Genomic DNA, 20,129 nt, shown 5'->3' with positions numbered 1-20,129 from the left:
GGCCTTGGCTGAGGGAAAATGCCGGTCCTTTTTTCCGTTTCTTTTATTCAACCTCCAGGAGATCAGCGATGCCCAGCCGTCGTGAGCGTGCCAACGCCATTCGTGCCCTCAGCATGGATGCCGTGCAAAAAGCCAACAGCGGCCATCCCGGTGCCCCAATGGGCATGGCGGATATCGCCGAGGTACTTTGGCGTGACTACCTGAAACACAACCCGAGCAACCCGTCGTTCGCCGATCGCGACCGCTTCGTGCTGTCCAACGGCCATGGCTCGATGTTGATCTATTCGTTGCTGCACCTGACCGGCTATGACCTGTCCATCGACGACCTCAAGCAGTTCCGCCAACTGCACAGCCGCACCCCGGGCCACCCGGAATTCGGCTACACCCCAGGCGTCGAGACCACCACCGGTCCCCTGGGCCAAGGCCTGGCCAACGCCGTGGGCTTCGCCCTGGCAGAAAAAGTCCTGGCGGCGCAGTTCAACCGTCCAGGCCACAATGTTGTCGACCACCACACCTATGTGTTCCTGGGTGATGGCTGCATGATGGAAGGCATTTCCCATGAAGTCAGCTCCCTGGCCGGCACACTGGGCCTGGGCAAGCTGATTGCTTTCTACGATGACAACGGCATCTCCATCGACGGCGAAGTCGAAGGCTGGTTCACCGACGACACGCCAAAGCGTTTCGAAGCCTACAACTGGCAGGTGATCCGCAATGTTGACGGCCATGATCCGGAAGAGATCAAGACCGCCATCGAAACCGCGCGCAAAAGCGAGCAGCCGACCCTGATCTGCTGCAAGACCACCATTGGCTTCGGTTCGCCGAACAAGCAAGGCAAGGAAGACTGCCACGGCGCCCCATTGGGTGACGCGGAAATCGCCCTGACCCGTGAAGCGCTGAAGTGGAACCATGGCCCGTTCGAAATCCCGGCTGATATCTACGCCGAGTGGGACGCCAAGGAAGCCGGTCGCGCCGCAGAAGCCGAGTGGGACCAGCGTTTTGCGGCCTACTCCGCAGAGTTCCCGGAGCTGGCCAACGAACTGGTACGCCGCCTGGCCGGTGACCTGCCTGCTGATTTCTCGGAAAAAGCCTCGGCCTACATCGCCGAAGTCGCGGCCAAGGGCGAGACTATCGCCAGCCGTAAAGCCAGCCAGAACACCCTGAACGCCTTTGGCCCGTTGCTGCCTGAGTTCCTCGGCGGTTCGGCTGACCTGGCCGGTTCCAACCTGACCCTGTGGAAAGGCTGCAAAGGTGTCTCGGCTGAAGACGCCAGCGGCAACTACATGTACTACGGCGTGCGCGAGTTCGGCATGAGCGCCATCATGAACGGCGTTGCCCTGCACGGCGGCCTGGTGCCTTACGGCGCGACCTTCCTGATGTTCATGGAATACGCGCGCAATGCCGTACGCATGGCCGCGCTGATGAAGAAGCGTGTGATCCATGTGTACACCCACGACTCCATCGGTCTCGGCGAAGACGGCCCGACGCACCAGCCGGTCGAGCAACTGACCAGCCTGCGCACCACGCCGAACCTGGATTGCTGGCGCCCAGCCGACGCGGTGGAATCCGCGGTGGCCTGGAAGCACGCGATCGAGCGCAAGGATGGCCCTTCGGCGCTGATCTTCTCCCGTCAGAACCTGCAACACCAGGTGCGTACTGACGCGCAGATCGCCGACATCAGCCGTGGTGGCTACGTGCTCAAGGACTGCATTGGCGAGCCGGAGCTGATCCTGATCTCCACCGGTTCCGAAGTGGGCCTGACCGTTCAGGCCTACGACAAGCTGACCGCCCAAGGCCGCAACGTGCGCGTTGTGTCCATGCCGTGCACCAGCGTGTTCGAAGCCCAGGACGCCGACTACAAGCAATCGGTCCTGCCGTTGCAGGTCAGCGCGCGTATTGCCATCGAAGCGGCGCACGCCGACTACTGGTACAAGTACGTGGGCCTGGAAGGCCGCGTGATCGGCATGACCACCTACGGTGAGTCGGCGCCGGCGCCAGCGTTGTTCGAAGAGTTCGGTTTCACCCTGGAAAACATCCTGGGTCAGGCTGAAGAGCTGCTGGAAGACTAAGTCAGTCTGCGTTGTCTGTACTGGCGCCATCGCGGGCAAGCCCGCTCCCACATTTGGATCTCGGTCTAATGTGGGAGCGGGCTTGCCCGCGATAGCGATGGAACATTCAACACTGAACGAACATTGATCGAGAACCCCATGCCTCAACCCCGTCCCTACAAAGTTGCACTCAACGGCTACGGCCGGATTGGTCGTTGCGTCTTGCGTGCGCTGTTCGAGCGAGGGGCGGCGGCCGGGTTTGAAATTGTCGCCATCAACGATCTGGCCGACATGGCCAGCATCGAATACCTGACGCGCTTCGACTCCACCCACGGCCGGTTCCCCGGCGAAGTGCGGATCGACGGCGATTGTCTGCATATCAATGGCAACTGCGTGAAGGTTTTGCGCAGTGCCACGCCCGAGGGCATCGACTGGGCGGCGCTGGGCGTCGACCTGGTGCTGGAATGCTCCGGGGCCTACCACACCCGGGCCGATGGCCAGCGGTTCCTCGACGCCGGCGCGCCGCGCGTGTTGTTTTCCCAGCCGATGGCCAGCGAGGCGGATGTCGACGCCACCATCGTCTATGGGGTCAACCAGGACTGCCTGACCGGTGACGAGTTGCTGGTGTCCAACGCCTCCTGCACCACCAACTGCGGTGTGCCGTTGTTGCGCCTGCTGGACCAGGCGATTGGCCTGGAGTATGTGTCGATTACCACTATTCACTCGGCGATGAACGACCAGCCGGTGATTGACGCCTATCACCATGAAGACCTGCGCCGTACCCGTTCGGCGTTCCAGTCGGTGATTCCGGTGTCCACCGGCCTGGCTCGTGGTATTGAACGCCTGCTGCCGGAACTTGCCGGGCGAATCCAGGCCAAAGCAGTGCGCGTGCCGACGGTGAACGTGTCGTGCCTGGATATCACCATGCAGACTGTCAGCGACACCGACGCTAGCGAGGTCAACCGGATCCTGCGCGAGGCTGCCACCAGCGGCCCGCTCAAAGGCCTGCTGGCGTACACCGAGTTGCCGCACGCCAGTTGTGATTTCAACCACGACCCGCATTCGGCCATCGTCGATGCCAGCCAGACCCGCGTTTCCGGCCCCAGGCTGGTGAATATCCTGGCCTGGTTCGATAACGAATGGGGCTTTGCCAACCGCATGCTGGATGTTGCGGAACATTATCTGCACATCGCTTCTTCAAAATTAGCCCTTCAAAATCAAGTAATTCAGGAACTGCGACCATGACCGTGTTGAAGATGACCGACCTCGATCTGCAAGGTAAGCGCGTACTGATTCGCGAAGACCTCAACGTCCCAGTCAAGGACGGTGTAGTCACCAGCGATGCGCGAATCCTGGCTTCGCTGCCGACCATCAAGCTGGCCCTGGAAAAAGGCGCGGCCGTGATGGTCTGCTCCCACCTGGGTCGTCCGACCGAAGGTGAGTTCTCCGCCGAAAACAGCCTCAAGCCTGTAGCCGATTACCTGAGCAAGGCCCTGGGCCGCGAAGTGCCGCTGGTGGCTGACTACCTGGGCGGTGTTGACGTCAAGGCCGGCGACATCGTGCTGTTCGAAAACGTGCGCTTCAACAAAGGCGAGAAGAAGAACAGCGACGAACTGGCCCAGCAATATGCTGCGCTGTGCGACGTGTTTGTGATGGACGCCTTCGGCACCGCGCACCGCGCCGAGGGTTCGACCCATGGCGTGGCCAAGTTCGCCAAGGTGGCCGCTGCTGGCCCGTTGCTGGCTGCCGAGCTGGATGCACTGGGCAAGGCCCTGGGCGCACCAGCCCAGCCAATGGCTGCCATCGTGGCCGGTTCCAAGGTGTCGACCAAGCTGGACGTGCTCAACAGCCTGAGCCAGATCTGCAACCAACTGATCGTGGGCGGCGGCATTGCCAATACCTTCCTGGCCGCTGCTGGCCATCCGGTAGGCAAGTCGCTGTACGAGCCGGACCTGTTGGACACCGCCCGTGCCATCGCGGCCAAGGTCAGCGTGCCGCTGCCGGTGGACGTGGTGGTTGCCAAGGAATTTGCCGAAAGCGCCGAAGCGACCGTCAAGCTGATCGCAGATGTGGCGGCTGACGACATGATCCTGGATATCGGCCCGCAAACGGCGGCCAACTTCGCCGAGCTGCTGAAAGCCTCCCGGACTATCCTGTGGAACGGCCCGGTCGGTGTGTTCGAGTTCGACCAGTTCGGCAACGGCACCAAAGTGCTGGCCAAGGCGATTGCTGAAAGCTCGGCATTCTCCATTGCCGGCGGTGGCGACACCCTGGCGGCCATCGACAAGTATGGCGTTGCTGAGCAGATCTCCTACATTTCTACCGGTGGTGGCGCGTTCCTTGAGTTTGTCGAAGGCAAGGTCCTGCCAGCCGTTGAAGTGCTGGAAAGTCGAGCCAAGGGCTGAGTCCCGCAGCCTGGAAAAGGAGCATTCCCATGATCAAGCCATTCGCGCTGGTGATTGCAGCAGGCCTGTTGGCTGGCTGCGGCAGCGCGCCCAAGGCGCCGGCAGACGACGCCCCAGGGGCTGCACCGCACAAGGGCTGCTACCAGGCCGACTGGCAGGCTGAAACCATGCCGGTGATCAGCAAGCGCATAGGGCCCGACGGTCTGGAGAAATACGATTCCCCGCCCAAAGGTAAGGAACAGGGTTGCCCTTGATGGGTCTGATTCACTAACCGACAGCAGTGGCGGCCTCGGGCCGCCGTTCGAGGATTGGCAATGAAAGGCGTTATCGCCCTGGCAGCACTGGCTCTATTGGCCGGTTGTGCCAACCTGAACATGTTCAACAAGGCACCAGCGCAGCAAGAACCATGGACCACCTGGGTATGCGACAGCCAGGCCCAGGTGAACTGGCGGTTTGTCGATACCGACCACAAGCAGGTGGATGTGCGCCTCGGCGGCTCCGACCTGGTGTATCGCCTCAAGGAAGATGTGGCCGCTTCCGGCGCGCTGTACAGCAATGAGCAACTGGCGTTTCACACAAAAGGTGAGGAAGGCCTGGTTTATTGGGTTGCCACCGATGATTTGATCGGCCGGGGCTGCAAGGCCCAGTAATACAGAGCACATGGGATCCGGTTCCAATTCGACAAAGATTGCGAACCGCACCCTGCAATAACGATTCAGCAGGTCAAGGCTCAACCCCTTGATCTGCAATAACTTGAATAGCAGCCGCCGCTACGGCAGGCTTGCACGATTAACGACCCTCGACCGGGAGAGAGACACAATGGCACTTATCAGCATGCGTCAAATGCTGGATCACGCAGCCGAGTTCGGCTACGGCGTCCCAGCCTTTAACGTCAACAACCTTGAGCAGATGCGCGCCATCATGGAAGCCGCTGACAAGACCGACTCCCCAGTGATCGTCCAGGCTTCGGCCGGTGCCCGCAAATACGCCGGCGCACCGTTCCTGCGTCACCTGATCCTCGCGGCAATCGAAGAATTCCCACACATCCCGGTGTGCATGCACCAGGACCACGGCACCAGCCCTGACGTATGCCAGCGCTCCATCCAACTGGGCTTCAGCTCGGTGATGATGGACGGCTCCCTCGGCGAAGACGGCAAGACCCCGACCGACTACGACTACAACGTGCGCGTCACCCAACAAACCGTGGCCCTGGCTCACGCCTGCGGCGTTTCGGTAGAAGGCGAACTGGGCTGCCTGGGCTCCCTGGAAACCGGCATGGCCGGTGAAGAAGACGGCATCGGCGCCGAAGGCGTGCTGGATCACAGCCAGATGCTGACCGACCCGGAAGAAGCCGCTGACTTCGTCAAGCGCACCCAGGTCGACGCCCTGGCCATCGCCATCGGCACCAGCCACGGCGCCTACAAGTTCACCAAGCCGCCTACCGGCGACGTGCTGGCCATCGACCGCATCAAGGAAATCCACAAGCGCATCCCCAACACCCACCTGGTGATGCACGGTTCTTCCTCGGTACCGCAAGAATGGCTGGCGATCATCAACCAGTACGGCGGCGACATCAAAGAAACCTACGGCGTACCGGTTGAAGAAATCGTCGAAGGCATCAAGCACGGCGTGCGCAAGGTCAACATCGACACCGACCTGCGCCTGGCTTCCACCGGTGCGATGCGTCGCCTGATGGCCACCAACCCGAGCGAGTTTGACCCGCGTAAGTTCTTCGGCGCCACTGTGACTGCGATGCGTGATGTATGTATTGCGCGTTACGAAGCGTTCGGCACGGCCGGTAATGCTTCGAAGATCAAGCCGGTGTCGTTGGAAGCGATGTATCAGCGGTATTTGAAAGGTGAGTTGAACGCTAAGGTCAACTAAGCCTCAGGTGTTAATAAAAAGCCCGCAGAGATGCGGGTTTTTTGTGCTCGCTATTTGAGGCCGCCTACAAACCAGTGTGGGAGCGGGCTTGCCCGCGATAGCGGTGTATCAGTCGATAAATGGATGACTGATACGCCCTCATCGCGGGCAAGCCCGCTCCCACATTTGGATGGTGTTCGGCTTATTTATCGACCAGTATTTTGGGGTTTGAATTCCCCCACACCGTATAAAGGTCAGCCAACAACGCCCCATTGATATCCTCTACCTCCGCCTGGGTGGTCTGGACATTCCCCTGCTTGCCAAACAGCACCACCTCATCCCCGCTCTTCACGGTTGGCACATCCGTCACATCCACCATCAGCGTGTTCATCGACACCTTGCCCACCACCGGCACCCGATGCCCGTTGATCAGCACGATGCCTTTATTGGTGAACGCCCGGCGATAGCCGTCGGAATAGCCCACGGTGATGTTGGCCAGTTTTGAATCGCGCTTCAGGGTGTAGGTGCGGTCGTAGCCGACGGTGTTGCCTTTCGGGTAGCTGTTGACCGAGGCCACGTGGGATTTGAACTGCATCACCCGCTTGTATTCGGTAAACGACGGCACGGTGTCGCCAAACAGCAGGCCGCCGGGGCGCACCATGTCCAGGCGGGACTCGGGCACTTCCAGGGTGGCGAAGGAGTTGGCCGCGTGCAGGGTGATTTTACTGCGGTCCAGTTGGGCGACGTCGATCAGCCAATTGGCCTGCTCGTTGAAGGCCTTGAGACCGGTGCGTACGTCGGCGGCGTCTTCGACGGCGAAGTGGGTCATGATCGCCTTCACTTCCAGGTTCGGCACCTTGGTGATGGCTACGGCGTCGCGGCGGCCCTGGGCTGTGGTCATTTCTACGCCATTGCGGCTCATGCCACTGGAGTTCAGGCCCAGGTGTACTACCAGCGGGCGGCCATGATGTTCGGCGATCAGGCTGGCGCGCACGGCGAAGTCGAGGTTGCCCACCAGTTCTTCGACGTTGTACGGCAGCGCCGCTTCCAGTTCGCTCAGGGCGGCAGTACGCACGCGGATCAGTTGACCCTTGAAGCCGCTTTCGCGCACGACGCGGGCTTCTTCATTGCTGGCCACGCCCACGCAAGGCACACCGAGCTTGATCACCGATGGCATCAGCAGGCCAATGCCGTGACCGTAGGCGTCGGCCTTGAGCACGGCGCAGATTTTCGACTTGTCGGCGAGGCTGGTTTGCAGGGTACGGATGTTGTGTTCAAACGCGGCTTTGCTGATCTCAACCCAGGCGTTGCTGTCCTGGATACTGACCTGGGCCACCCCGTCGGTCATCGATAAGGGCGGGGCAGCGAAGGCCGGGTTTTGCAGCAGAACCATACCCATGGACAGGGCGAGTAGGGTGCGAGTGAAGGGCATTGATGAGTCTCCATGACTTTCTTATAGGTAAGCATTGCGCATGCGCGGCGCCATACTCGAATTGTCCTACAAAAAAGTCGAGACCCTGGGTCGCGGTTCTGTCCTAAAGCGTCGTGAGAATGATCAGACTGTCAGTTGTGATCAATATCCAGCTTGGCAAATGTCACCTTGCCGCCTTCCTTGCTGTCGCCACTGTTGTCTTGCACATATACGCCGGCCTTGAAGTACAACGGCTTCTTGCCCCAGGCGGCACCGAGGCGTTCGTTCCATTGGCCGTTGGCGGCCTCGATGCTCAGCAGGCCGGCTTTGTTCAGGTGGATGACGTAGGTGAAGTTGCGCTGCAGGGGCACATTCTCGGCCACGATAATCACCCGGCCTTTGCTGTCATCGGGGCGCATGCGCACCTTGGCGACGATGTTGCCGGTCTGGGTTTTTTCCTTGTATTGGTATTCGACTTTGACCAGCGGTTTCTGGCTGTCATAGGCGTGAATCTGACCGATCACGATCTTGCCCGAGGAGGGCACCTGGTTGATGGACAGGGTGGCGCGCAGGTAGTTGTCGGCCTCCGGGTAGGTCCAGTTGCGCAGCCGGCCGTCGGCATAGGTTTCCCGCAGTTCGCTGCGCGGGTAGATGGCGTTTTCGGTACGGGTACCGGTGACGGGGGACCAGAATTGCACGCTGCTGCCTTCGGCCTGGAAGTATTTGCCATTGAAACCGCTGAGCAGTTTAGGGGTGTCGATGGTGGCTGGCGGGGTGCCAACAGGGATGCTCAGGTTCCAGGTGGACAGATCAATCATTGAGTGCGCCTTTGCTGTACGAAAGAAGGGTCAAAAGGCTTTGGCCCAAGGGCTGGCGCGTTCTTTATAAGCGGCTGGTAACGGTTTGTTAATGATTTTATGGCGGTTTATTGGCGCCAGTGGTCTGTCAAAAAGCCATCCTTCCCGTAACCCGTGGGCTGTAGGCGCTGACCGTTAGTCGGTTGTGTGGCCTTTGGCGCAATGATGGCATCGGCGCACCTTCTGCTTTAGGGGATCCAAGGCTAGAGTGACTCCACATTGAATGTCCGGTTTTGTCGCAAAAATGACCGGAATGAACCCTCAAGGAAGAGATGCAGCATGGAATGCGCTCCAACCCCGGCCGAAGGCTGCTCAGTGCTCCTGGTGGTCGATGACTACCCGGAAAACCTGATCAGCATGCGCGCGCTCCTGCAGCGCGACGACTGGCAGGTGGTGACGGCAGCCTCCGGCGAGGAGGCCCTGGGGCTTTTGCTCGAAACTGACGTGGACCTGGTGCTGCTGGATGTGCGGATGCCGGGTATGGACGGCTTCGAAGTGGCGCGCTTGATGCGCGGCAGCCAGCGCACCCGCATGACCCCGATCATCTTCCTGAGTGCCACTGAGCAATCGCCCGCCGCAGTGCTGGAGGGCTATGCCAGCGGCGCTATCGACTACCTGTTCAAGCCCTTCGACCCGCTGATCCTCAAGCCCAAGGTCCAGGCCTTGCTGGAGCATCAGCGCAACCGGCGGGCCTTGCAGCGCTTGAGTCATGACCTGGAGCTGGCCCGGGCCTTCAATGCCTCGGTGCTCGACAACGCCGCCGAGGGCATCCTGGTGGTGGGCGAAGACGGGGTGATCAGCTACGCCAACCCGGCTATTTCGCGACTGCTCAACGCCACGGTGGGCGAGTTGCAAGGCCAGGCGTTCCTGGGCTTCCTGCAAAAACCCCATATGCCCGACTGGTTTGCCTGCGAGTTGTACACCGGCTACTTGCGCGGTGAAACCTGGCGCCTGCACGACGCGATCCTGCGCACGGCGCCCGGCCAGCAACTGCCGGTGGCCATGTCCTGTGCGCCCTTGCCCCGCGAACAGAAGGCCATGGTGGTGACCGTGCAGGACATGTCGCAAGTGCGCCATCTGCATCAGCAACTGGAGTCCCAGGCCGTCACTGACCCCCTCACCGGTTTGCTCAATCGGCGTGGTTTCTATCAGACCGTGGAGACGATCCTGTTGCGCAACGAGCGCAGCGAGCATGCCACGGTGCTGCTGTATATGGACCTGGATGGCTTCAAGCGGGTCAATGATTCCGTAGGGCACGACGCCGGCGACCGGGTACTGCGCTGGGTCTCGGAGCAATTGGCGCTGTGCCTGCGCAGTTGCGACATTCTTGGCCGCCTTGGTGGGGATGAGTTCGTCGCGTTGCTGGAACTGGAATACCCGGAGCAGGCTGCCAAGCTTGCCGAACAGTTGATCGAGCGGGTGTCGATCTGCCAGCAAGTGGACGGCCTGGAGGTGATGCTGGGGGTCAGTATCGGCATTGCCATCTTCCCCGATTGCGGCCGTGACCTGAGCGGCCTGCTGCGCGCTGCCGATATCGCCATGTACGAAGCCAAGCGCGCCGGGCGTCAGCAATATCGCTATTACGATCAGGAAATGAACGGCCGGGCCCGCTCGCGCCTGATGCTTGAAAGCAGTGTGCGCGAGGCCATCGACCATAAGCAGGTGACCTTGGTGTACCAACCCCAGGTGTCCCTGGTGGACGGGCACTTGCGCGGGGTCGAAGCCTTGTTGCGCTGGCAGCACCCGAGTGTCGGCGATGTGCCGCCCGGGTTGTTCCTGCCCTTGCTGGAGGAGGCGCGCCTGATCAGTCAGCTCAGCAGTTGGATCTTCCACCAGGTGGCGCTGGCGCGACACGCCTGGGCCCCGGTCATGAGTGACGACTGGGTGCTGAGCGTGAGCCTGAGTAGCAGCCAGTTCAATATGCCCAACCTGGCGACCCAGCTGCAGCAGGCACTGGAGCGACATGGGTTGCAGGGGCGGCAACTGGAAGTGGAAATAGCTGAAGAAAGCCTGATGCACAATATCGAAGAGTCCACCAAGCAGCTCAAGCAACTCCGGCGCCTGGGGGTGCGAATAGCCCTCGATGACTTTGGCTCGGGCAACTGCTCCCTGGCGCATCTGCGTGACCTGGAGTTCGACACGCTCAAGCTCGACCCCGGCCTGGTTGCCCGCGTACTCAACTCGCCACGGGAGGCCGCGCTGGCTCGCAGTATTATCGAGCTGTGTGGGCACTTCGGCTTGCTGGTGATTGCCGAGGGCGTGGAAACCCTTGAGCAATGCCACTGGCTGCAGGCCAATGGCTGCCAATTCATCCAGGGCCCGCTGGTGGCCCCGTCGCTGATGGCCGACGATATTTCCCAGTGGTCGCAGCCTTTCGCGCTGCGCGCAGGCCCCTGCTGAATTCGCTACACTGGCGGCCTCACGCCCCTGCCGTTCGAACCCATGACTGCGCTGAAATACCTCCAGGCCTATCCCGCCGCCCTGCAAGAGCAAGTGCGCCAATTGATCGCCAAGGATCAATTAGGCGACTACCTGCACCAGCGTTACCCCGAGCGCCATGCGGTGCAGAGTGACAAGGCGCTGTACAGCTACGCCCTGGCCCTGAAGCAGGAGCACCTGCGCAATGCACCGGCCATCGACAAAGTGCTGTTCGACAACCGCCTGGACCTGACCCATCGCGCCCTGGGCCTGCACACCACGATTTCGCGGGTGCAGGGCGGCAATCTCAAATCCAAGAAAGAGATCCGCATCGCCGCGTTGTTCAAGGACGCGGCGCCGGAGTTCCTGAAGATGATCGTTGTCCACGAGCTGGCGCACTTCAAGGAATCGGACCACAACAAGGCGTTCTACAAACTCTGCGAATATATGTTGCCCGGCTACCATCAGGTGGAATTCGACCTGCGGGTGTACCTGACCTATCGCGACTTGCAGGGCGCAGCGCGGGATTGAACCAAGAGGAAGCGAGCATGGATGTGAGCAAGACCAAGAGCAGTTTCTACCGCCGCCTGTATGTGGCGTATCTGATCGACAGCCAATTGGCCAGCAGCGTCCCGGCGTTGACCGAAGTGACCGGCATGCCCCGGCGCACGGCCCAGGACACCATCGCCGCGTTGGCGGACCTGGATATCGTCTGCGAGTTCGAGCAGGAAGACGGCGCCCGCAATCATGCCGGGCGCTATCGGATTCGCGATTGGGGGGCGATTGACCGTGGCTGGATCGAGCGCAACCTGGTGCAGGTCAAGCAGGTGTTGGGTTATCCCTGAAACTGGGTTGGCAGGTCTGACGCTATCGCGGGCAAGCCCACTCCCACATTTGATCGCAATCAACCTGTGGGAGCGGGCTTGCCCGCGATAGCATCCTCAAGCGCGCCGCATCCCAATATGCGGAATATCATCCTCCAGGTATTCCTCACCCTCGACCTTGAACCCATATCTGCCGTAGTACCCCTGCAAATGCGCCTGGGCTGAAAGAAAAATCGGTGTCTGCGGCCAGATATCGTCGATCTGCTTGAGGGTTTCCTCCAGCATCTGGTGGCCCAGGCCAGTGCCCCGGGCTGCCTCGGCCACCAGCACGCGGCCGATAACCACGTCACCGCCATGCAGCTCCGGGTCCAGCAGGCGCAGGTAAGCCACCAATTGGTTGTCCTTCCAGGCCATCAGGTGGTGGGTGTCGCCCTCCAGATCCTGATCGTCGATGTCCTGGTAGATGCATTTCTGCTCGACGACAAATACCTCTGCCCGCAGACGCAAAATGGCGTAGAGCTGTTCCTTGCCCAGATCATTGTGGTGCTTGCAAACCCAATCGACAGTCATCGTTCCATCTCGCATAAAGACCTGGCCTGGATAGTAATGCCCTGGCCGGCAACTGTCTTGGGGGGTGGCATAAACACCTGTGAAACCTTATTTTTTGTGAATGACGTCAATTTGCCATCATTGAGTGCTTTCGCGGTTCAGTTCTTTGTGTAATCTGCTGTACACCGCGAGCGATAAGCTACAGTCAGGTGCCTGGGCATTGTTCTTCCAGACGCCATTGCCCGCAAGGAACTGCCCGCTGTGCAAGGACATTAAGCATGCTGCGACTGTCTCGTGCCGTTGCTTTGCTGGTATTGCTGTTGCTGGTCCCGACGGTGGCCGCAGAACGTTTGCGCCTGGTGGCAGATGCATGGCCGCCGTTTACCGATGCGACCCTGCTCAATGGCGGGCTGGCTACCGATATCGTCAGCACCGCCCTGGCGCGTGCCGGCTTTGCCAGCGATTTCGAGCAGGTGCCGTGGGCGCGGGCGTTGATGGGGGTGGGCGACGGGCGTTATGACGTGTTGATCAATGCCTGGTACGACGAGGCGCGTACGCAGTTGGGGCAGTTTTCCGACGAGTACCTGCTCAACCGCGTGCGTTTTATCAAGCGCCGTGATGATCCCATCGAGTTCCAGAACCTGCAGCAACTGCATGACTATCCCGTCGCCGTGGTACGCGGCTACGCCTATTCGGCGGAGTTCGATGCCGATCCCCAACTGCAAAAAGTCCCGGTGCATAACTTCGCCATGGCCGTGCGCATGCTCGCGGCCCGGCGCGTGCGGCTGACGGTCGAGGATGAGTATGTCGCGCGTTTTCACCTGGCGCGGGAATCACCCAGGGTGCGCAACGCGGTGGAATTCCTGCCCAAGACCTTGAGTGAGAACAGCCTGCATATTCTGGTCAGCCTGAAAAACCCCAGGCATGAGCAGATTGTTGCGGGGTTTGATCGGGAGATTGCCCGGATGAAGGCAGATGGCAGTTATGCGCGTCTTCTCAAGCAACACGGGATGTAGTGTTCTTGAGGTCGCCATCGCGAGCATGCCCGTATTCGCAGATCAAAATGTGGGAGCGGGCTTGCTCGCGATAGGGCTCTAAGCCGCACTGGTTTCCTTGATCAAATGCGCCGCCAGCGTGCGCAACGGCCCCAACTGCCGACAGATCAATGCCAACTGCGTCTGCACCAGGCGCTGTGCTTCGTCGATCTCATCCGGCATCTGCTCCAGCTCCACTGCCAGCGCTTCCTCGGCATCGCTCTGCACCGCAATCGGCTGTTTGTTCGCCAACCCACTGGCGATTTCGTCGATGCTCGTGGCGAGGGTCTTGCCCGCGCCTTCGATCAGGTGCTCACGCACATCGGCCGGCAGTTGGGTGTCGCGGTGGGCACCCAGCCCCGACAGGTAACTGAGCAAGGTGTGGGACAGCACCAGGAAGCGGAAGCCAACGTCGGCTTCCTTACGGAAGTGCCCCGGCTCCATCAGCATATTGGCCAGGGTGGTGGACAGCGCGGCGTCGGCGTTGTGCGCATTGCGCCGGGCCAGGCGGTAGGCCAGGTCGTCGCTCTTGCCGGCGGCATATTGCTGCATGATCTGGCGCAAGTAGATGCTGTTGCAGGTCAGGGTGTTGGCCAGCACTTTGTTCAGGCGCCGGCCTTGCCAGTCCGGCAGGAACAGGAACACCGCCAGCCCGGCGATCAGGCTGCCGAGCAAGGTATCGAACAGGCGCGGCAGGAACAGCCCATACCCATCGCCCACCTGGTTGAAGCAGAACAGCACCATCAGGGTAATGGCGGCGGTGGCCAGGGTGTAGCGGGTGGTGCGGTTGATAAAGAACACCAGCCCGGCGGCAATGGCGAACATCGACTGCACCAAGGGGTTAGGGAACAGATCGAACAGGGCCCAGGCCACCGTCAGGCCGATGGCCGTGCCGACGATCCGTTGGCCGAGCTTGCGCCGCGTGGCGCCGTAGTTGGGCTGGCAGACGAACAGGGTGGTGAGGATGATCCAGTAGCCCTGGGACGGGTGGATCAAATGCACCATGCCGTAGCCGACACTCAGCGCCAGGGGCAGGCGCAGGGCGTGACGGAACAGCAGCGAAGTCGGGGTCAGTTGGGTACGCAGGCGCGTCCACATTTCCTTGAGGTTGCGCGGCGAGCGGTCCAGCAGGCTGCTGTCGCTGGCATCTGCCAGGCTGTCTGGGTTGCTGGCGTCGCTGAGCAGGCGGTCGAGGGTCGACAGGTTGGCCGCCAGCGCGCGCAACGAACGCAGCAGGCCACGCCAGGCCGGGTTGCTCTGGATGCGCAGGTGTTCGAGGGAGGCATTCAGGTCGCCCAGGGCCTCGGCGAAGCTGGCGTCATAGACAAACGGCTGGCGCAGCTGGATCGACTCGGCGAGGGCCTGGCAGGCCTTGCCTTGCTGGCGCAGCAGGCGCTGGCAACGGAACAGCACATCGCTGTGGAAGAAGGCTTCGGCCAGGGCGTTGTAGGGGTAGTGGGAGGAACTGGCGCGCTCGTGGATGTCCTGGGCCAGGAAGTACAGCTTGAGGTAGCGACTGACCTTGGAACCCGGCCGGCCATTGCCGACACGGTGCAGGATGATTTCCTTGGCCGCATTGAGCGCCGCCACCACCCGGCCATTTTGTTGCGCCAGCTCCAGGCGCCGCGCTTCGACGTCCAGTTGGCGAATGGGCTCGAACAGCGATGACTTGAGCTTGAGGTAACGCCCCAGCTCGCGAAACAGCCGGGCCAGGCTCTGTTGAACCGGCTGGTTGGAAAACATTGCCTGCCACAGCACCGACAGCGCGCCGTACCAGGCGGCACCGGCCACCAGCAGCAAGGGTTCGTGCCAGAAGTCGGTGACGGCGCCGCCGCGCTGGTCCACGCCGATCATGGTGTAGACCGACAGAATCAAAGTGGCCGAGGCAATGGCGCCATAACGCTCGCCCAGGGCGCCGAGCATGGTCAGGCAGAAACTCGCCAGGGCGATGGCGATGGCAAAAATCCACGGGTAGGGAAACAGCAACTCCACCGACAGCGCCGCCACGCTGAAACACACCAGCGTCACCGCCAGCGCATTGAGGCGGCCCTGCCAGCTGTCATCGGTTTCGGCCAGGGCGCTGGCGATAATCCCCAGGAACAGCGGGATCAGCAGCGACATTTCATCCTGATACCAGCACAGCGCCATGCTGCCGGTGAGGGCGATAAACACCCGTACGCTGTAACTGAACTTATCCAGTGCCCAAAGGCGCCGCATGGACTGCTTGAACGAGGTCGAGGACATGAAGTCTGGGGTCTTCCGGGACGATGCCGCTAAATTGAGCCAGTAATGACGTCACGGCAAGCGTGGCGATCACATTCATAAGCAAAAATTGTTTTGGCACACCCCATCAAACTGTGGGAGCGGGCTTGCTCGCGAATGCGGAGTGTCAGTCGCTGAATGAGCTGACTGACCCACCGTATTCGCGAGCAAGCCCGCTCCCACAGTTGATCACATTACCGTTCAGGCGTACTGCGCCGCCGCATACCCCGAAGCCCAGGCCCACTGGAAGTTGAACCCGCCCAGGTGCCCGGTCACATCCAGCACTTCGCCGATAAAGTACAGGCCGGGGCTTTTCAGCGACTCCATGGTCTTGGACGACACTTCCCGCGTATCCACCCCGCCCAGGGTGACTTCGGCGGTGCGGTAGCCCTCGGTGCCGGCCGGGACCAATTGCCAACTGCCCAGCTTGGTAGCGATATCTGCCAGTTCGGCGTGGGTGTACTGCTTCATCGGTTTGGACACAAACCACGTCTCGGCCAGCAGGTTGGCCATCTTCTTGGTGAAGATCTCGCCCAGCAGGGTCTTGAGTTCGCTGTTGGGGCGCTCGGCCTGTTGCTGTTGCAGCCAGGCGTGGGCGTCGTGGTCGGGCAGCAGGTTGATTTCTACCGTGTCGCCGGGCTCCCAGTACGAGGAGATCTGCAAAATCGCCGGCCCGCTCAGGCCGCGATGGGTGAACAAAATGTTCTCGCGAAAGCTCTGGTCGTTGCAGCTGACCAGGCAATCGACCGAGGTGCCGGACAGCTCGCCACACAGTTCCTTGAGCTGATCGGTGATGGTAAACGGCACCAGGCCTGCACGGGTCGGCAGCAGTTCATGGCCGAACTGCTTGGCCACCTGATAACCAAAGCCGGTGGCGCCCAGGGTCGGAATCGACAGGCCACCGGTGGCAATCACCAGGGACTCGCAGCGCAACTCGCCGAGGGTGGTCTGCAGTTGGTAGCCGCTGTCGAGCCTGGCGATCTCCTGGATCGAGGTGTCCAGGTGCAGGCTCACGCCGGTCTGGATGCATTCGTCGAGCAGCATGCCGAGGATGTCGCTGGATTTGTTATCGCAGAACAGCTGGCCGAGCTTCTTCTCGTGGTACGGCACGCCATGCTTGGCCACCAGCCCGATGAAATCCCACTGGGTGTAACGGGCCAGGGCGGATTTGCAGAAGTGCGCATTGTGCGAGAGGAAGTTGGCAGGCTCGGTGTACATATTGGTGAAGTTACAGCGGCCACCGCCGGACATCAGGATCTTCTTGCCGGCCTTGTTCGCATGGTCGATCAACATCACCTTGCGCCCACGCCCGGCGGCGGTCAGCGCGCACATCAAGCCTGCGGCGCCAGCGCCAATGATCACAACTTCGGTCGAGCGCAAAACGGTGTCCTCACAAAATATTGATCTCAAATGCAATCAGAAATGTGGGAGCGGGCTTGCTCGCGAATACGGCTGTCAGCCACCCCATCTGGCGACTGGTACACCGCATTCGCGAGCAAGCCCGCTCCCACATTGGATCTCCATTGAATCGAAGAGCTTTACAGGATCCGCACGCGCAACGAACGGCCCTTGATCTTGCCGTCATTCAAGCGCTGCAACGCCTGCTTGGCGACGCTACGCTCCACTGCCACATAGGCCTGGAAGTCAAAGATCGCGATCTTGCCCACCTGGGCGCCCGGGATCCCGGCTTCACCGGTCAGCGCGCCGAGGATGTCGCCTGGGCGGACCTTGTCTTTACGACCGGCAGCAATGCACAACGTGCTCATCACCGGCAGCAGCGGCGCGCCGCCCTGTGATTTGAGGTTGCTCAGTTGATCCCAGTTCAGCGGGGCCTTTTGCAGCAGTTCGATGGCCTGGGCACGGTGTGCCTCGGACGGCGCCACCAGGCTGATGGCGATCCCGGTCTCACCGGCACGCCCGGTACGGCCGACGCGGTGAATGTGGATTTCCGAATCGCGGGCCAGTTCGACGTTGATCACCATGTCCAGCGAGTCAATGTCCAGGCCTCGGGCCGCCACGTCGGTGGCCACCAGTACCGAAGTACTGCGGTTGGCGAACATTGCCAGCACCTGGTCACGGTCGCGCTGTTCCAGGTCGCCATGCAGGCCGACTGCAGAAATGCCCTTGGCGGTCAGGTGATCCACGGTTTCCTGCACTTGCTGCTTGGTAAAGCAGAAGGCCACGCAAGAGGCCGGACGGAAGTGCGACAGCACCTTGGTCACCGCGTCCATGCGCTCTTCCGGGGAGATTTCGTAGAAACGCTGCTCGATCTGCTCATCGGAGTGGAACGCTTCGGCCTTGACCTGCTGCGGCGCGCGCATGAATTTGGAGGCCAGTTGCTTGATGCTCACCGGGTAGGTGGCCGAGAACAACAGGGTCTGGCGACGGGCCGGGGTCTTGCTGATGATGTCTTCGATGGCGTCGTAGAAACCCATGTCGAGCATGCGGTCGGCTTCATCGAGGATCAGCGTGTTCAAACCGTCCAGCACCAGCGAACCCTTGCGCAGGTGTTGCTGGATGCGGCCCGGGGTGCCGACGATGACGTGGGCGCCATGCTCCAGGGAAGCGATCTGCGGGCCGAGGGACACGCCGCCGCACAGGGTCAGCACCTTGATGTTGTCTTCGGCGCGGGCCAGGCGGCGGATTTCCTTGGCCACCTGGTCAGCCAGCTCGCGGGTCGGGCACATCACCAGGGCCTGGCAACCGAAGTAGCGCGGGTTGATCGGGTTCAACAGGCCGATGCCGAAGGCGGCGGTCTTGCCGCTGCCGGTCTTGGCCTGGGCGATCAGGTCCAGCCCCTTGAGGATCACCGGCAAGCTTTGCGCCTGGATCTGCGTCATCTCGGCATAACCCAGCGAGTCAAGGTTAGCCAGCATGGCGGCGGAGAGCGGCAAAGTATTAAAAGCGGTGGCGATGGTGGTCACGGGACAGGCTCTGCAAAAACAAAATGTCGCGCAGTGTACCAGCCCCGTGGGAATTTCCCTGCAAGTTCTAGACGAGACGCCGCCTAATGCTCAATGTCGTGCTCGCGGCTGACCACTCGTTTGCCGTCTTTTGGCGACAATTGCAAGAAGATCGCCGCCGCCAGCATCGCCATGATGCCCACGGTGAGGAACGTCAACTGGAACGCCTCGAGCACGGTGTTGACCCCATCGTTACCGGCTTGGGCAGTAAACCCGCCAAGCAGGGCACCGGCGCAGGCCACCCCCAGGCTCAGGGCCAGTTGCGCCACCACCGACAGCAGGCTGTTGCCGCTGCTGGCCTGGGCATCGTCGAGGTCGATCAGGGTCACGGTGTTCATCGCGGTAAATTGCAGGGAGTTGATCGCCCCCAGTACCGCGAGCATCGCCAGCAACAGCGGGTAGGGCGTCTGTTCGCTGACCAGGCCCATGCTCGCCAGCATCATGCCCAGCAGCAGGGTGTTGCCGGTGAGCACGACGCGATAGCCCAGGCGTTCGATCAACGGCCGGGCGACCGACTTGGCGACCATCGCCGCTGCCGCCAGGGGCAGCATGCTCATCCCGGCCTGGGACGGCGAGTAACCCAGGGCGATCTGCAGCAGCAACGGCACGAGGAACGGCAGGGCGCCGCTGCCCAGGCGCGCGAACAGGTTGCCGAGAATGCCCACGGCAAAGGTCCGGGTCTTGAACAGCACCGGCGAGAACAGTGGGTTTTCGATATGCCCGGCGCGCAGCCAGTAGGCCGCCAGGCACGCCATGCCACCGAACAGCAACAACATCACGCGCAAGTGCGGCAGGTGCAGCTCGCCCAGGCCTTCCATGGCAATGGTGATCAGCACCATTGCCGCGCCAAACAGCAAAAAGCCCAGGCTGTCGAAGCGAGTACGCTCGCTGCCGCGCAGGTCGGGGATGAATTTCCACACGGCGTAGCAGCCGATCATGCCCACCGGCAGGTTGATCAGGAAAATCCAGTGCCAGGTCAGGTACTGCACCATCCAGCCGCCCATGGTCGGGCCGAGCAGGGGGCCGAGCAGGCCGGGAATGGTGATAAAACCCATGATCCGCACCAGCTCCGAGCGCGGGTAGGCGCGCAGCACCACCAGCCGGCCCACCGGCAGCATCAGCGCGCCGCCCAGACCCTGGATCACCCGTGCGCCCACCAGCATGCTCAGGCTGCTGGACAGGGCGCACAGCAGCGAGCCGATGCTGAACAGCATGATCGCGCCGAAGAAAATCTTCTTGGTGCCGAAACGGTCGGCGATCCAGCCCGAGGCCGGGATCAGCAAGGCCACGGTGAGCATGTAGGCGATGATCACGCCCTGCATGCGCAGCGGGTTTTCCGCCAGGTCCTCGGCCATGGCGGGCAGTGCCGTGTTGAGAATCGTGCCGTCGAGCGACTGCATGAAGAAGGCAATCGCTACCACCCAGGGTAACCAGCGGGCGGTCTTGGCATCGAGCACGACACGATTCGGCATGAGATCCCTTTTTGTTAGCAGGCTAT

At 61.4% G+C, this 20,129-nt stretch carries 17 protein-coding genes; 10 read left to right on the top strand and 7 right to left on the bottom strand.

Features of this window, described 5'->3' with window-relative positions; all coding sequences use genetic code 11:
* Positions 1–68: 68 nt before the first annotated feature.
* The 6 genes from tkt to fba all read left to right on the top strand — a co-directional run bounded on the left by tkt (position 69) and on the right by fba (position 6,334).
* Positions 69–2,066, top strand: a complete 1,998-nt coding sequence (gene tkt / locus PSH73_RS24510; RefSeq protein ID WP_057440233.1) for a transketolase — start codon at positions 69–71, stop codon at positions 2,064–2,066.
* Positions 2,067–2,204: 138 nt separating this feature from the next.
* Positions 2,205–3,290: an erythrose-4-phosphate dehydrogenase gene (gene epd / locus PSH73_RS24505; RefSeq protein ID WP_057960854.1), complete on the top strand. Its 1,086-nt coding sequence runs from the start codon at positions 2,205–2,207 to the stop codon at positions 3,288–3,290.
* A complete protein-coding gene (locus tag PSH73_RS24500; RefSeq protein WP_057440234.1) occupies positions 3,287–4,450 on the top strand; it encodes a phosphoglycerate kinase in 1,164 nt (387 codons plus the stop codon). Before epd ends, PSH73_RS24500 begins: the two co-directional genes overlap by 4 nt.
* A gap of 29 nt (positions 4,451–4,479) precedes the next feature.
* A complete protein-coding gene (locus PSH73_RS24495) occupies positions 4,480–4,704 on the top strand; it encodes a hypothetical protein (RefSeq protein ID WP_057440235.1) in 225 nt (74 codons plus the stop codon).
* A 60-nt stretch (positions 4,705–4,764) separates the two neighbouring features.
* Entirely contained in the window at positions 4,765–5,100 is a 336-nt protein-coding gene (locus PSH73_RS24490) for an MliC family protein (protein ID WP_057960853.1), read from the top strand.
* A gap of 169 nt (positions 5,101–5,269) precedes the next feature.
* Positions 5,270–6,334 carry a class II fructose-bisphosphate aldolase gene (fba, locus tag PSH73_RS24485; RefSeq protein WP_029297347.1) on the top strand — a complete coding sequence of 355 codons (1,065 nt, stop codon included), beginning with the start codon at positions 5,270–5,272 and terminating at the stop codon, positions 6,332–6,334.
* Between the two features lie 181 nt (positions 6,335–6,515).
* Here fba and alr read toward each other — a convergent pair whose 3' ends face one another.
* Complete coding sequence (gene alr / locus PSH73_RS24480; protein WP_120734271.1) at positions 6,516–7,745, bottom strand: alanine racemase; 1,230 nt, start codon at positions 7,743–7,745, stop codon at positions 6,516–6,518.
* Positions 7,746–7,876: 131 nt separating this feature from the next.
* Positions 7,877–8,542, bottom strand: coding sequence for a polysaccharide lyase family 7 protein (locus tag PSH73_RS24475; protein ID WP_198817249.1), 666 nt, complete (start codon positions 8,540–8,542; stop codon positions 7,877–7,879).
* Positions 8,543–8,860: 318 nt separating this feature from the next.
* On the opposite strand from PSH73_RS24475, the gene PSH73_RS24470 reads away from it, so the two are divergent.
* The 3 genes from PSH73_RS24470 to PSH73_RS24460 are packed head-to-tail and all read left to right on the top strand — an operon-like array spanning position 8,861 to position 11,844.
* Positions 8,861–10,981, top strand: a complete 2,121-nt coding sequence (locus PSH73_RS24470; RefSeq protein WP_305461540.1) for a bifunctional diguanylate cyclase/phosphodiesterase — start codon at positions 8,861–8,863, stop codon at positions 10,979–10,981.
* A 42-nt stretch (positions 10,982–11,023) separates the two neighbouring features.
* On the top strand, positions 11,024–11,530 hold the full coding sequence (locus PSH73_RS24465) for a M48 family metallopeptidase (RefSeq protein ID WP_057440240.1): 507 nt from the start codon (positions 11,024–11,026) through the stop codon (positions 11,528–11,530).
* 17 nt (positions 11,531–11,547) lie between these two features.
* Positions 11,548–11,844, top strand: coding sequence for a helix-turn-helix domain-containing protein (locus PSH73_RS24460; protein WP_038444032.1), 297 nt, complete (start codon positions 11,548–11,550; stop codon positions 11,842–11,844).
* Between the two features lie 96 nt (positions 11,845–11,940).
* Here the strand turns inward: PSH73_RS24460 and PSH73_RS24455 are convergent, their stop codons facing one another.
* Entirely contained in the window at positions 11,941–12,393 is a 453-nt protein-coding gene (locus PSH73_RS24455; RefSeq protein WP_057960849.1) for a GNAT family N-acetyltransferase, read from the bottom strand.
* Positions 12,394–12,650: 257 nt separating this feature from the next.
* Between PSH73_RS24455 and PSH73_RS24450 the strand changes: the two genes are divergently transcribed.
* Positions 12,651–13,388 carry an ABC transporter substrate-binding protein gene (locus PSH73_RS24450; protein ID WP_057440242.1) on the top strand — a complete coding sequence of 246 codons (738 nt, stop codon included), beginning with the start codon at positions 12,651–12,653 and terminating at the stop codon, positions 13,386–13,388.
* A gap of 78 nt (positions 13,389–13,466) precedes the next feature.
* On the opposite strand, the gene yccS is transcribed toward PSH73_RS24450, so the two are convergent.
* The 4 genes from yccS to mdtD form a co-directional block, all read right to left on the bottom strand.
* Positions 13,467–15,650, bottom strand: coding sequence for a YccS family putative transporter (yccS, locus tag PSH73_RS24445; protein WP_057440243.1), 2,184 nt, complete (start codon positions 15,648–15,650; stop codon positions 13,467–13,469).
* A 219-nt stretch (positions 15,651–15,869) separates the two neighbouring features.
* Complete coding sequence (locus tag PSH73_RS24440; RefSeq protein WP_057440244.1) at positions 15,870–17,048, bottom strand: NAD(P)/FAD-dependent oxidoreductase; 1,179 nt, start codon at positions 17,046–17,048, stop codon at positions 15,870–15,872.
* A 158-nt stretch (positions 17,049–17,206) separates the two neighbouring features.
* Positions 17,207–18,544, bottom strand: a complete 1,338-nt coding sequence (dbpA, locus tag PSH73_RS24435; protein WP_232545553.1) for an ATP-dependent RNA helicase DbpA — start codon at positions 18,542–18,544, stop codon at positions 17,207–17,209.
* Positions 18,545–18,675: 131 nt separating this feature from the next.
* Positions 18,676–20,103, bottom strand: a complete 1,428-nt coding sequence (gene mdtD / locus PSH73_RS24430) for a multidrug transporter subunit MdtD (RefSeq protein WP_057960848.1) — start codon at positions 20,101–20,103, stop codon at positions 18,676–18,678.
* Positions 20,104–20,129 lie beyond the last annotated feature (26 nt).

Origin of the sequence: Pseudomonas sp. FP2294 (genome assembly GCF_030687625.1) — a bacterium.
Classification (GTDB): domain Bacteria; phylum Pseudomonadota; class Gammaproteobacteria; order Pseudomonadales; family Pseudomonadaceae; genus Aquipseudomonas; species Aquipseudomonas shahriarae.
Note: the sequence above shows the minus strand (reverse complement) of the source record. Positions and strands in the feature narration are given on the sequence as shown.

Bases quoted from the DNA above. Each gene is read 5' to 3' on its own strand.
- tkt (WP_057440233.1), top strand. From the start codon at position 69: ATGCCCAGCCGTCGTGAGCGTGCCAACGCCATTCGTGCCCTCAGCATG.
- epd (WP_057960854.1), top strand. From the start codon at position 2,205: ATGCCTCAACCCCGTCCCTACAAAGTTGCACTCAACGGCTACGGCCGG.
- PSH73_RS24500 (WP_057440234.1), top strand. From the start codon at position 3,287: ATGACCGTGTTGAAGATGACCGACCTCGATCTGCAAGGTAAGCGCGTA.
- PSH73_RS24495 (WP_057440235.1), top strand. From the start codon at position 4,480: ATGATCAAGCCATTCGCGCTGGTGATTGCAGCAGGCCTGTTGGCTGGC.
- PSH73_RS24490 (WP_057960853.1), top strand. From the start codon at position 4,765: ATGAAAGGCGTTATCGCCCTGGCAGCACTGGCTCTATTGGCCGGTTGT.
- fba (WP_029297347.1), top strand. From the start codon at position 5,270: ATGGCACTTATCAGCATGCGTCAAATGCTGGATCACGCAGCCGAGTTC.
- alr (WP_120734271.1), bottom strand. From the start codon at position 7,745: ATGCCCTTCACTCGCACCCTACTCGCCCTGTCCATGGGTATGGTTCTG.
- PSH73_RS24475 (WP_198817249.1), bottom strand. From the start codon at position 8,542: ATGATTGATCTGTCCACCTGGAACCTGAGCATCCCTGTTGGCACCCCG.
- PSH73_RS24470 (WP_305461540.1), top strand. From the start codon at position 8,861: ATGGAATGCGCTCCAACCCCGGCCGAAGGCTGCTCAGTGCTCCTGGTG.
- PSH73_RS24465 (WP_057440240.1), top strand. From the start codon at position 11,024: ATGACTGCGCTGAAATACCTCCAGGCCTATCCCGCCGCCCTGCAAGAG.
- PSH73_RS24460 (WP_038444032.1), top strand. From the start codon at position 11,548: ATGGATGTGAGCAAGACCAAGAGCAGTTTCTACCGCCGCCTGTATGTG.
- PSH73_RS24455 (WP_057960849.1), bottom strand. From the start codon at position 12,393: ATGACTGTCGATTGGGTTTGCAAGCACCACAATGATCTGGGCAAGGAA.
- PSH73_RS24450 (WP_057440242.1), top strand. From the start codon at position 12,651: ATGCTGCGACTGTCTCGTGCCGTTGCTTTGCTGGTATTGCTGTTGCTG.
- yccS (WP_057440243.1), bottom strand. From the start codon at position 15,650: ATGTCCTCGACCTCGTTCAAGCAGTCCATGCGGCGCCTTTGGGCACTG.
- dbpA (WP_232545553.1), bottom strand. From the start codon at position 18,544: ATGCTGGCTAACCTTGACTCGCTGGGTTATGCCGAGATGACGCAGATC.
- mdtD (WP_057960848.1), bottom strand. From the start codon at position 20,103: ATGCCGAATCGTGTCGTGCTCGATGCCAAGACCGCCCGCTGGTTACCC.